At 32.4% G+C, this 12,525-nt stretch carries 10 protein-coding genes; all 10 read right to left on the reverse strand.

The features are described from left to right. Positions 1-109: 109 nt before the first annotated feature. A complete protein-coding gene (locus BN2667_RS07150; RefSeq protein WP_054252647.1) occupies positions 110-520 on the reverse strand; it encodes a GtrA family protein in 411 nt (136 codons plus the stop codon). Beyond that, positions 504-1,967, reverse strand: coding sequence for an ArnT family glycosyltransferase (locus BN2667_RS07155; RefSeq protein WP_054252648.1), 1,464 nt, complete (start codon positions 1,965-1,967; stop codon positions 504-506). The genes BN2667_RS07150 and BN2667_RS07155 overlap by 17 nt, the downstream gene beginning before the upstream one ends. A gap of 1 nt (position 1,968) precedes the next feature. Next, positions 1,969-2,760 (reverse strand): glycosyltransferase, encoded by a 792-nt coding sequence (locus BN2667_RS07160; protein WP_054252649.1) that lies wholly within the window; start codon positions 2,758-2,760, stop codon positions 1,969-1,971. A gap of 106 nt (positions 2,761-2,866) precedes the next feature. Beyond that, positions 2,867-3,430 carry a chromate transporter gene (locus BN2667_RS07165; protein ID WP_054252650.1) on the reverse strand — a complete coding sequence of 188 codons (564 nt, stop codon included), beginning with the start codon at positions 3,428-3,430 and terminating at the stop codon, positions 2,867-2,869. Then, positions 3,427-3,999, reverse strand: a complete 573-nt coding sequence (locus BN2667_RS07170; protein ID WP_082380224.1) for a chromate transporter — start codon at positions 3,997-3,999, stop codon at positions 3,427-3,429. The genes BN2667_RS07165 and BN2667_RS07170 overlap by 4 nt, the downstream gene beginning before the upstream one ends. A gap of 9 nt (positions 4,000-4,008) precedes the next feature. After that, entirely contained in the window at positions 4,009-5,580 is a 1,572-nt protein-coding gene (gene murJ, locus BN2667_RS07175) for a murein biosynthesis integral membrane protein MurJ (protein ID WP_054252651.1), read from the reverse strand. A 196-nt stretch (positions 5,581-5,776) separates the two neighbouring features. Then, on the reverse strand, positions 5,777-6,277 hold the full coding sequence (locus BN2667_RS07180) for a hypothetical protein (protein WP_054252652.1): 501 nt from the start codon (positions 6,275-6,277) through the stop codon (positions 5,777-5,779). Positions 6,278-6,366: 89 nt separating this feature from the next. Further along, a complete protein-coding gene (locus tag BN2667_RS07185; protein WP_054252653.1) occupies positions 6,367-8,565 on the reverse strand; it encodes a sensor histidine kinase in 2,199 nt (732 codons plus the stop codon). Positions 8,566-8,570: 5 nt separating this feature from the next. Then, complete coding sequence (locus tag BN2667_RS07190; RefSeq protein WP_054252654.1) at positions 8,571-9,269, reverse strand: response regulator transcription factor; 699 nt, start codon at positions 9,267-9,269, stop codon at positions 8,571-8,573. 137 nt (positions 9,270-9,406) lie between these two features. Then, positions 9,407-12,379: an ATP-binding protein gene (locus BN2667_RS07195; protein WP_054252655.1), complete on the reverse strand. Its 2,973-nt coding sequence runs from the start codon at positions 12,377-12,379 to the stop codon at positions 9,407-9,409. Positions 12,380-12,525 lie beyond the last annotated feature (146 nt).

The raw sequence follows: 12,525 nt of genomic DNA on the forward strand, positions 1-12,525 counted from the left end.
AAAAATAAAGAGTCAAGATTTGATCTTGGCTCTTTTTTTGTGAAAATCTTTATTTTAATTAAGAAGATAATTCTATTTTTGAAGCTAGATTTTTCCTCTACTAGCTTTCTTATACCTTGTATAATTTTTTTCTTAAGAAAAAGGTTATAAAGAAAGTTCCAACCATAGACAAGGCTTTAGCAAGTAAAAAACTAATATTCTTAGAATAAAGTGTCAATAGGAAGGTATATGAATAGTGAATTATTATATCTGCTAATATTAAACCTATGGCAAAAGTTATTCCATGTATTAAAAGTTTTTCCTTTGAATGTTTGACTCCAAAGGCATATTTAATAGTAAGTATATATTGTAAAATACTTCCAGTTATTACGCCAACAGTATTGGCTAGCCATATTTCCATAGATAGATTTAGAAGTATTTTTACAATAATTATATCTACAAGACTTATAAATACAGTTATAAGACCGTAGTTAATTAATTGTCTGTGCTTGTTAACAAGTTCCTTAATTGTTGCTATCATAAATTATCATCTCATCATCTTCAAAAATAATTTTAAAAGTATCCATGCCATTAATAACAGTTGAATATTTTTCAAAATTGTCCATACTCTTAAATAGTAAAAATTCTTTAATTCCATCGTCAAGCCAGTATTCTATTTCTTCCCTAGGCTCTTTTTGAACATAATCATAGACGCCAACATCTAGTCTGGCCCCATAGCGGTCAAGTTCATTAATATACATTGGATAAATAGTATTTAAAGCTATAGGTCTGCCATTTGAATTTTCTCTAATTTTTTCTATAACCCTATTAGTTTCTTCATTTAAGGTTAACTTTTGATAGCTTACCCTTCTCACCATAAAAAATAAGGAGACAAGTAATAAGCTTATGAAAAATATTTTTTGTCTTTTGTCATAAATAAAATCTAAAATAAAGCTTCCAGTCAAGGCAACAATAGGAGTATAAAATACATAATAGTAGTTGAATTTTATTATTCCGCATATAATCATAACTTCTAAGGACATAAAAACTATCCAAGGAAGGATAAGCTTTTTTCCTGAGCTGAATTTATTAATCTTAATTAGTGAAAGACAAAATATAGTGAAAATTGGAAGTGTAAAATAGTTCCTAAAAATTTCTAGATGAAATTTTATCGTTTCTTTTGAAAATATATTTAAAATCTCTTTTGAAAATATGTGTTTGCTGGCAATGTCACTAACAAAACCGTGGTTGGCAAATTTTTGCATGTAGAGCATATATATAATAGTTGGCAACAAGGCTATTATTCCATACAAGTAAAAATCTATTTTTTTAAAGGTCTTTAGGCCATATTTTTTTAAATACAAGTAAATAACAACTAGGCCAAAAAACATTACAGGAATTTTTTCTATTATAGCCAGAGACAAAAATACAGCTGATAAATAAGAATCTAATCTCTTATCAAATTTGTACCACTTGTAAATAAAGTAAACTCCTCCTAGATAAAAAAACATAATTAAGGCTTCTGGCATAATTGCCCTTGAAAGCATAATATTTAAAGGCATAATTAAATATAGGAGAAGGCAAATAACTGATGAGCTTTGGTCTACAAATAACCTTGCTAGTAGGTACAAAAATACAGCTGACATTAAAAAGAAAAATAAGGAGACTGACCTTAAGGCTAGCAACAAGTTTATATCAAATAAATTTTTTAAAAAAACTCCCATCATAGGCAATAATTCTAACTCAAGTTGAATTATATGAGGACCGATGCCGTCATAATAAAATTCTGGTCTTAGAAGATCTATTCCCTTGACATCATAAATTTTGGCTACAGAATAAGTATCTGATTGCCTCCAAGATTCATATTTTTCAATTGCTGAGTTTCCTAGGGTTGGTTTTATTAAAAAAGTAAAAAATACGAGAATAAAAGCTATTAGCAGGAAATAAATTATTTTATTTTTATCTAATTTTAAGTTTTTAATTTCCATTCTATTTACCAAGCCTTAATTTTATAGCAGAGACAATACTGTCCTTGCTAGTTTTTCCGACATTCATTTTACTTTCCCCTTCTTTGTTGTCATATTTTAAAACAAAGGGAACTTCAGCTATTTTTGCTCCACTTTTATATAATTTATAAAGTAGCTCCATCATACAGGCAAATGAAGTATTTTGGACTAAATTTTCCTTATACTTATTTTTTCCTTCTTCTAAAATTTCATAAGTATAAATTCTGTAGCCGCAAGTATAATCTCTTACGCCCTTAATTCCTAAGACTAAGGAATAATAAATTCTAGCGCCAATACTCATCATTTCTCTAAACTTACTTAGGCCATGAATTTCAGATCCCTTTCTATATCTTGAAGCAATAACTATATCATAGGAGTAAGCTAGCTTATCAATCATTGATAGGCTAAATATAGGCAAGTGGGTATAGTCTCCATCCATTACTGCCAATAAGTCTCCTCTTTGGCAGTTAGCTAAAAATGTATTTATTATTGAGTTAAGGCCTCCACCTAAATTTTTATTTTCCTTATGGTAAATTGGTTTTATATTTGAATACTTGTTGGCATAGGCTTCTAAAATATCCTTAGTCTTGTCTGAACTTTTATCGTCAACAGGCCTTAAAACTAATTCATAACCTCTTTGTAATAAGTCGTCAGCTAAATCTAACCAAGAATCTAAAAGTTTTCCGATATTTTTTTCTTCGTTATAACATGGGAGTCCAACAAAGATTTTTTTATTGGCCATTAATTTTTCTTCATTATTAACTACTTCAACCATACTTGCCCTCCTCTTCGTTTTTATTATAACATAATTTATTTTTAATATCTTTGTTGCTATAGGCTGTAAAAAATCAATTTATATAATTTCACTTCTCTATTAATAATTAAAAGACAAATGACAAGGCAATTCCTAAGACTGCCCCCAGGACAATTAGCTTAGTTAGGTTTATTCTCTTGTGGTAGAAGTAGAGACCTATAAAAAATGTAATTAGGGGCACATAGTTTATGGTAAAAGATTCTGGACTTAGGTCGTTTGTAAAAATCGCCTCTTGAATTAAATCTAGGGCTGCAATTGCTATTAGGCCAACAACTGTAGGTCTCAAGGTCTTTAGCATCTTATCTAAAAAATCTAGCTTTTTATTTCTAGCAAAGAGAAAATATCCTAAAATTGACATTAGTATAAAAGATGGAGTAACTACTCCAAGAGTTGCTGCAATAGAACCTGGAAGTCCTGCTATTTTTGTTCCAACAAAGGTCGCCGAATTAATGGCTATTGGTCCAGGAGTCATATTAGAAATGGTAATTACATCTGTCATTTCTGCCATGGTAATCCAGCCCTTGCCTTCAACTATATATGAATTAATAAGTGGCAAAACTGCATAGCCGCCACCAAAGGCCGTCGCTCCTATAATTAAAAATTGCAAATAAAGTTCAAGAAGAGTTGTCATTTTATTTGGTCCTCCTTAACTATTGAAAATAAAATTAGGCCAAAAATAGCTGAAATTAAAATTATTAGGCCAGTGTTTATACTAAAGATATAGGAAGCTATAAAGGCTAGGACCATTAGCGTAAAAGAAAAGGCTTTTCTCTCCTTGCTGGCATTTTTTGCCATTCTGATTGTAGTTATAACTAAGACTCCAGAAATTATTCCTGCCATGCCCTTTAAGGCGGCGTTGATATAATAATTTTCTTTAAACTCCCTATAAAAATAAGAAATTATTGTAATTATAATAATACAAGGAAGAACTGAAGCCAGGAGACAAATTATGGCTCCTGCTGGTCCCCTTAGCCTAAAACCAGTTAAAATTGATGTATTAATTGCCATGGCGCCAGGTCCTGATTGGGCAATAGCCTGAAGATCTAACATTTCTTCTTCTGTAATTATTTTTTTATTGTTGGCTAGCTCGTCTATGAGAACTGGCACAATTGTATATCCGCCTCCAAAGGTAATTGAGTTTATCTTAAAAAATGTGATAAATAAATTCAACAAGGAAATTGGATACTTGTCTTCTTTCAAAACTTCCCCCTATTCTACTTTCTTCTGTCTCTTGCTTTTAAATAATTCTATGGCCATTTTCACTTCGCCAACTCCTAATAAATAGGACAGGAATCCATAAGTTATTATGGCTAAAACCAAGGCAAATAAGAAACAAAGCAATTTATAAATAACTCTAGTTTCTAAAATAGCAAAGGTATTCATTGGTCCATAGTAAGAAAAGTATACAACTACTCCCATAATAATTGCCGCTATAGAATTTTTTATTATAGCCCTTAAAAATGACCAACCAAAAATGTGGCCAAGTTTTTTTCTAAGTCCAATAAATGAAATAAAAACCGCAATATTTGTTCCAAGGGTCAAAGCAAGTGCAAGGCCTCTGTGACCTAAAACTTTTACAAAGACAAAGTTTAAAAGCACATTTAAGGTCACTGAAATTGCAGAAATTAAAAGTGGCGTTGTAGTATCTTGGAGAGAATAATAAACTCTGTTTAACAAGGTATTTAGTGATAAGGCTGTTAAAGCTGGCGCATAAAAAATTAGGGCCAAAGCAGTCATTTCAGTATCATAACTTGTAAACTTCCCTCTTTGGAAGGCAATTTCTACTATGGGTCTGGCTAGGACAATTAGGCCAATAGTTGCTGGTATAGTTATTAAAAATATGAGTCTAGTTGCTAGGGCCATTGACTTTCTACCGCCATCAATGTCTCCTTCTGAAAAGGCCTTAGACATAATAGGAAAGACTATAGAAGTAATTGCTGCAATAAAAATTCCTAAAATTAAGACATTTAACTTGTTGGCATAATGTAGCCAAGATACAGTTCCTTCTCCAAGTCCTGAAGCAAAGGCTGTGTTTATTGCAATATTGACGTCATTTATTGCTACAGAAAGTAAAACTGGAATAGAAAGTTCAAGGGCGTGAATAACATACTTGTCCTTAATATTAAAGGCCCAAAAATATTTGTGGCCAGCCTTTACAGTTTCTGGTAGTAAAAATATAACTTGGGCAGCTATGGCCAAAACGCTGGAAATAGTTAGGCCAAATACACCAAACTTACCTGATAGCACAATAAGATAAAAAATATAGACAATGTTTAGGGGAATTGGAATAGCTCCAGTTGCTGCAAATTTTCCTTGGGATTGCAAATAACCTGTCATAACTCCTACGATGGCAGAAAAAATCATAACTGGCATGCCAATTTTTGTAAGTTGTAAGGTTAAGTTAAAAGTTTGCTCTTCAAAGCCTCGACCAACAAAACCTACAATTAATGGAGCTGCTAAAATTCCTAAAACAGTTAGGATAATAGATGCAAAAATAGACATAAAGAGCATGTTGTTTGTGTGGTAGGCCACTCTTTCTTCTCCTTCGTCTGCCCTTACCTTTGATAGCATTGGGATAAAGGTATTGGCTATGGCATTTGAAACTATAGCTGTTATTAAGTTTGTAGACTTTAAGGCTGCATTAAAAGCATCTGTTTCAACTCCTGCTCCAAAGTAATTTGCTATTAGGGTCTCTCTAACAAAACCCATAGTTTTTCCTATTAAGGCAAAGACAACTAAGGCAGTTGCCGACCTTGTAATTTTATCAACTTTATTCGTCATAGTATCTCCTATCTTCTCTAGTTTTATATAATACTTTAAATAAATAATTTATTCAACATAGGTCTTTTTTAATTTTAAAGTCATTTATTGATAAACGATAAATCAATATTTATTTTATCTCATATGGCCAGATTATTAAAGCTAACTTAAGTGAAATTAAAAAGAAAAAATGGAGCCTGTAAACTCCATTAAGTCCTTAAAATAATTTCTTTTCTGGTGCAGCTTGACCCAGGGGGTAAAAATCAACTTTGGCATTTTTACAAAGTCTTTCTATATTAGTTCCATAGCGAAACTCATAGTAGGAAGATTTTTTAAATAGATTGCCTCTAAGGTGAACTACAATTAAATTATTTTTAAATCTAGACCTAATATCTACAAACCAAAGGTCCTCTAATTTTTTCTTAGACAAAAAAATATTATAACCTGAAAAATAAATATATTCATCCTTGGTAAAACCTGTTCCTGCATTAAGAGAATAAAATAAAAATTCTAATGCGACAGTAAAGGCTAGGCCATAAAGGCTAAGATCTAAGGCATAGCTAATATATAATAAAACTATGGGAAGTAAAACTAGGCCAACTTTCATCTTGTTATCAAAAGATGAAGGCACTAGCAGGTCTTTTTTTATTTGTGAATTTTTATAGGCAGCAAGGGAAAAAATTATTGCCCCTACAAGTAAAAGTATTTTTCCTATCATAAGTCCACCCTTTCAATACTTCTATTATATGCAGACTTTCGAAAAAAGTAAACAATATAAAAAAGCCAAACTAAAAGTCTGGCTTAAAATTAAAATACTAGGCTGGTTTTAAATAAGTCTCCGTCAATTTCTATGTGGAAGGTCCCTCCTTGAAGTTCAGTTAAAGATGAGGCAATTGAAAGTCCAAGACCTGATCCTTCTGTATTTCTAGATGCATCTCCCCTAGTAAATCTTTCTAGCAGTTCTTCTGCAGAAATATTAAGTGGATACTTGGAAATATTTTTTAAAGTCAAAGTCGTCTTGTCGCCTCTTTTTAAATCTACATAAAGTCTAGTTCCCTCTAGGCTGTACTTGTAAATATTTGAAAGGAGATTTTCTAAAATCCTATAAGTTTGGTTGCCGTCTAATTTTAAAATTAGGGGACCTGGGTCAGATGTAAAGTTTACAGAAATATTTTTTTCTTCTAACTTGTCTTCCCATTCTCCTAAGACCTGGTCGACTAGTTGGGCAAAGTCTAAGTCTTCTAAGTGAAGGTCAATAGCCTTGGCAGTTGCCTTAGAAAGATCAAAGAGATTTTCTATTAAAATCTTTAACTTGTGGGCCTTGTCATTTATTACTTGGGCATATTGGACTTTTGCTTCCATGTCTTGGTCCTCGTCTATTAAAAGTTCTGAATAGTTAATTATAGATGTTAGCGGAGTCTTCAGGTCGTGAGAGACGTTGGTAATTAATTCTGTCTTCATTCTCTCAGACTTTAAGGCATCTTCTATGGCCAAGTCCATATTTTGGCTGACTGTGTTTAAATTGTGGGCCAGGGTTTTAAACCTGGTCTTGTCTTCGTCTACCTGGCTGGTAAAGTCGCCGTCTTTGATTTTTGAAGACAAGTCTTCTAAGGCTAAGATGCTATCGTAGTAGCCCTTTAAAAAATAACTTATTCCAAAAACTAAAATGCACCAAAGGAAAAATACAAAGCCTGGATGGCGGGTAAAAGCGTTAGCGCCAATAAAACCTATTAAAAGCATTAAGCCTAAGGCCAAAAGAACATTTGATTTTTTTGTTCCTTCAAAGTTTCCAGTAGCCTTTCTTAAGAAAGTTAGAATTTGTCTTTTGAAAAAGCCAACAAATCTTAGGATTAGAGAATTTTTTACAAGATAACTCTTTCCCTTATTTGCAAATAAGTCTTTAAATAAAAATACTAGATAGTAAAGACATAGACCAATTAAAAAGGTCATGGCAGTTAGCATTAAAAATCCAAGAATGTATTCAGCCCTTAAAGATAAGATCCCGGTCCTTAAAAATTCAGTAGACAAGTAAAAGGCTCCATAGGTAAAAATTAAGGATCCAAAAATTATTGCCAGCTCTATAGGAAATTTTCCTAGAACTTGATAAAATCTGCTGGCCCTTGCCTTGTCATAGGCTGTTAGTAGACTTAGAATTAAGAAAATTCCTGTAGCTGCAGTTAAAAATATGGCTAACTTTGGGAAAAATCCATCTTGAAAGCTTGTCTTAGATAAAAATTCAGCGTAGGCTGGACTGGAAACATCTAGGGCATAGGCAAAGTTTAAGTCTTTAATTTTATTTGTAGAACTAATACTTTTATAAATTTCATCAACAGCATCTTCTAAATAAGATAAGGCCCTTGTAGCTTTGCCTTCCACACCAGCATTGGTCTTTAAAATTTTTGCTGTCTTGCCGTCATAAGTTCCCACTACATAGACGTAAGTTTCATCAAAGTCCATATTAAGCGGATCAAATTTAAAGTCGCTGCCATAGGTCCTTAAAAATATATTGTCGTTAGTTAAATACCTAAGCTTGTAGGCTTCTTGGTCCTTATAAAGAGGATTGTAGTAATAAAACTCTTCAGCTGAAACTTCTTTGGTATTAATATTGCCTTCATCATAGGTCGTTTCTTTTAAGAAAATATCTTTATCAGCTGAAGCCTTATAAAATTTTGCTATAAATCCTTCAAAGGTTCTAATAGTAACTTGGTCTTCGTCAAAGCTTATAAGAGAATAGTCTTCGTAGTAGTCTTCTCCATAATCATCAAAACTTGGACTGTCTTTTTTTTCTGACCTTAAATAATAGCTAAAGATTCCATCTAAATCGGGATTAGTGTCATCATAAAGGGAGCTAGAAACTCCATTCATTATTGACCAGTAGGCTGCCGACTTATCGCCTGTAAGATTTAAAGGAAGAAAAAAACTAAGTGAGCTACAAACTAAGGTAATGATTAAAAGGCCTAGTAAAATATATTTTCCTTCATACAAAAATTTATTTCCATCTTTCATTTGTCCTATCTCCTTTTAGGGCTAACAAATTTATAGCCCAATCCCCAGGCCACTTGGAGGTAAATTGGCTTGTTGGGATTTATTTCAATTTTTTCTCTTATTCGTCTAATGTGGACAGTTACAGTTTTAGTTTCGATAGCAGGCTCATTCCAAACTCTTTCATAAATTTCGTCTACAGAAAAGACCCTGTTTGGATTTGACATGAGAAGCTCTAAAATCTTGTATTCAATTGAAGTTAAAAAGATTTTTTCATCTTCAACTGAAACAGACTTGTCCAAGGTATTTAATTTAACTGTGCCAATTTCTATAATATTGTCGTCCTTGGATTCCTTGTACTTGTAAAACCTTCTAATATTAGAATTTACTCTGGCTATTAGTTCAAGGGGATTAAAGGGCTTGGTTATATAGTCGTCTGCTCCAATGTCTAGGCCCATAACCTTGTCATAGTCTTCGCTTTTTGCAGATAAAATTATTATAGGAACATAAGAATCTTTTCGAAGCTCCATTATTGCCTCTTCGCCTGTTAAATTTGGCATCATTAAGTCCATTATTACTAAGTCGATTTTTTCTCTATTAAATATTTCCAGGCACTCTTTGCCATCTGCTGCAAAGACTAGGTCATAGCCTGCATTTTTTAAATATATGCCAATTGATTCTCTAATGGCCTTGTCATCTTCAGCAACTAAAATTTTAAATTTGTCCATAATTTTTTCCTCCAAATTTATACTAACAAAAAACTTCAACTTATTTTTTGCATAATTCTTACAAAATTATTAAGAAATTTACTCTTGGTTCTATTATAGAAGATATTTTAAAATTTTTCTTCACAAAAAAACCTAGCTTATTTTACTAGGTCTCTTTCGTATATATCTCTATAAGGGTCTAAGTTTTCTAAGGCCAAGTCCTTGTAGGTTTTTGCGTCTTCTTTAAAAAGCTCTTTAAAATATTTTTCTCCTTGGTCTTTCTCAATATTTTTTGAAGTTGTATACATGACAAAGTTTAAAATTCCCAAAGCCCTTGGGTCTTTTATTTGCTGGTCTGCTTCCAGCCCTAAGTCTAAATATTTTTTTGCATTTTCTAAATCCTTTTCTTCAAAGGCTATTAGACTCATATAGGAATATAAAACTGACCTCTTCCAATAAAAGTCATAGGCTTCAAAAATTTCCTGAGCCTTGGAAAAATATAATTTGCTCTCTTCTAGATTTTTTTCATAGTAAAGAGTCTTACCAATATTTATATAAAAAACTGCCAGTGACGACTGAACCTTTTTTTCTGAGCCTAGGTCTATGGCTTTTAAAAATTCTTTTTTGGCCCTAGAATAATCTTTTCTCGCCAAATATATTTCTCCTATATAAGAATAGGCAGCGGCAATGTTAGTTGCATATTGGTTGGCGATTTCTTCTATAACAGAGAGGGTGTTAATTGAATCCCTTAAAAGTTTTTCTGCTTGGTCATAGGTCCCCTTCATTAAATAGTAAAGACCTTTAAATCTTAAAAACATAGAAATTTCCTTGTGGTAGTTGGCCTGGGCTGATAACTTTAAGCCTTCTTCAATATAGGCTCCCATGTCAGCACTTTCATTAACTTGGATTTTATAATAAATTAGCTGCTTGTAGGCCTTTAGCATATATGAAAGATCGTCAGAAAATTTGGCCTTAGTTAGAACATAGTTAATGTCTTTAAGGCCTAGTTCATAGGATCCTGTTCTTATTAAATACCTGCCTCTTATATAAAAATATTTTTTCTTCAAGTCTTCCAGGTCTGCACAGCCAGTTTTTTCTAGCTGGTCTAATTTTTCTTTTAAGCTAAAAAGTCTCTCATCTATAAGCTCACTTTCAATATAAATTTTTCTATTTTCGTTAAAGTCTATATCTTCTAAAACTGGATAGAGTTCGTGGCTGTAAGTTAGATAGTAGTCGAGGATTTCAATTTCGTAGAAGACTTCCTTGGCCTGGTCTTCTCCTTGGTAGAAGTGATAGGAAAGTTCTTCTAAATATTTTAGTTTATTTTTATATATTTTCGGATTTTTTTCTAAAAGGTCGCCAATTTTTTTGTGGTAGAGCCTTCTTCTAGCCTTGTTTGAGTCTAAGTAGACAAAGTCCTTGATTTTTTTGTAGACAAAGTCATAGTAAAGGGTGCCGTCTTTTTCTATTTCGTAGAGGATATTTCTCTTTGCTAACTTGTCCAAAAGGTTGACAGTTACTTCTCTGTCCAAGTCTGTTAACTTAAAAATTATTTCTAGAGGAAAGGGTTCTTTAAAAAAAGACAAGAGATTTAAAAGGCTTTTCTCTCCTTGTTTAAAGGAAGTAAAACGAGACCTTATGTCCCTAACTAGCCTTTCATTAAGCTGGCCAATTTCTTTACCTTCAATGGCCTGGCTGGTAAAGACTTCCATAAAGAGAGGATTGCCTTGGGCCTGGTCATAAATTTTTTTAAAAGAATCTTTTTTAAAGTCAGGTCCCATAACCTTTCTTACATATTTTTCTCCTTCTTCATAGGTAAGCGGCCTTAGGAAAATTTTTTCTAAAATTCTATACTTGTCTAAACTGGCAACCATATCATCAACGTAATCATTAGACTTAGATCTTGCTGAGAAAAAGTACATGGTCTTAGACGAATCCTTTAAAATTAATTTAGTCAAAATTTTTGCAGAAGGCTCGTCTATCCAGTGGACATCTTCAAAATTAAAAATCCTATAGATTCCATCGTCTAAAATTTTTATTTGCTCAAGTAATTTTTCTTCTAAGTCCCCTAGGTAAAAATCAAGAGCCTCTCCTCTGCTACTTGCTTCTTGAATTTTTCTAATGGTTTTTAAAAGCCTGTCAACTCTTGCTCCTTTAATTTTCTCTAAGTTTTCTAAAAAAAATTTTATGACATTTAAGACCCTGCCTTCTTCAAATTCATAGCAAGGTATATTATAAATTTCAATCTCTCTTGAAAAATCTTCATAGGCCCTAGTTAACAAGGCAGATTTTCCAATTCCAGCCTCACCTTCAAGATAAAGAGCTTTAACTTTCCCGGCATTTTTAAAGTTTGAAATAATCTGGTGGATTTGGGCCAGTTCCTTTTCTCTGGCTAGATAAAAATAAGAATCCTTAGTAGATTTTCTTAAATCTGAATTTATTTTTTCAATGGCTTCTTCGTAAAGATTTTTAATTTCTTGGCCAGGCTTAACGCCTAATTCTCTTTTTAATAAAACGTCTAAATCAGAATAAAGTTCTATGGTTTTTTTGTAGCGCTTGTTTAGGAGATAATAGGTCATTAAAAGCCTATAATTTTCTTCGTCTAAGTTGTCAAGGTCAATAAGTTTTTGTAGGTCTCCTTCTACACTTAAGAAATTTCTTTTGTCAATGTCTTCTCTGGCTTTTTCTTGGAGATTTCTGTAATATTTTTCAAAATACTGGCCCCTTTTATTGTGAACCCAACGTTCGTATCCTTCAGAATCTCTAAGATTAAAGCCTTGGAGGAAGTCGCCTTGGTAAAGATAGGATTTGCCCTTGGGATCTTTTAAGAAGTCTTCTAAATCTGTCTCTATATCTATATCTTCATTAAGTTGGAGAATGGTGTTGTTAGGAGTTAGAATAAAGTCCTTATCTATAGTTTTTCTAGTGTGGTAAAGGACATTTCTCAAATTTTTCTTGGCTGTCTTTTCACTATCTTCTGGCCAAAGGAGTCCTGCCATTTCCGATCTGGAAACTGTTTTTTGAATTATCATATAGTAAATAAAGCCTTCGATTTTTGAATAGGAAAACTTTACTTTTTTTCCGTCTACATATATTTCCCCTAGGCCAAATAATTTCGCCTCAATCTTCAAAAATTTGACACCTCTTTCCTGTGAATAATTTTCTGATATTATTGACTTTATTATAGTAGAATATAAAATTTTCGTCAAATTTATAAGGATGAAGAAAAAATTTTTCAAGGACTTTACCTAGATTTTTTCGACTTTATTTTAAAGGT

Origin of the sequence: Neofamilia massiliensis (assembly GCF_001299475.1) — a bacterium.
Taxonomy (GTDB): domain Bacteria; phylum Bacillota; class Clostridia; order Tissierellales; family Peptoniphilaceae; genus Neofamilia; species Neofamilia massiliensis.

Coding starts and splice junctions, on each gene's coding strand:
- BN2667_RS07155 (WP_054252648.1), bottom strand. CDS start 1,967: ATGGAAATTAAAAACTTAAAATTAGATAAAAATAAAATAATTTATTTC.
- BN2667_RS07165 (WP_054252650.1), bottom strand. CDS start 3,430: ATGACAACTCTTCTTGAACTTTATTTGCAATTTTTAATTATAGGAGCG.
- BN2667_RS07150 (WP_054252647.1), bottom strand. CDS start 520: ATGATAGCAACAATTAAGGAACTTGTTAACAAGCACAGACAATTAATT.
- BN2667_RS07180 (WP_054252652.1), bottom strand. CDS start 6,277: ATGATAGGAAAAATACTTTTACTTGTAGGGGCAATAATTTTTTCCCTT.
- BN2667_RS07160 (WP_054252649.1), bottom strand. CDS start 2,760: ATGGTTGAAGTAGTTAATAATGAAGAAAAATTAATGGCCAATAAAAAA.
- BN2667_RS07185 (WP_054252653.1), bottom strand. CDS start 8,565: ATGAAAGATGGAAATAAATTTTTGTATGAAGGAAAATATATTTTACTA.
- BN2667_RS07190 (WP_054252654.1), bottom strand. CDS start 9,269: ATGGACAAATTTAAAATTTTAGTTGCTGAAGATGACAAGGCCATTAGA.
- murJ (WP_054252651.1), bottom strand. CDS start 5,580: ATGACGAATAAAGTTGATAAAATTACAAGGTCGGCAACTGCCTTAGTT.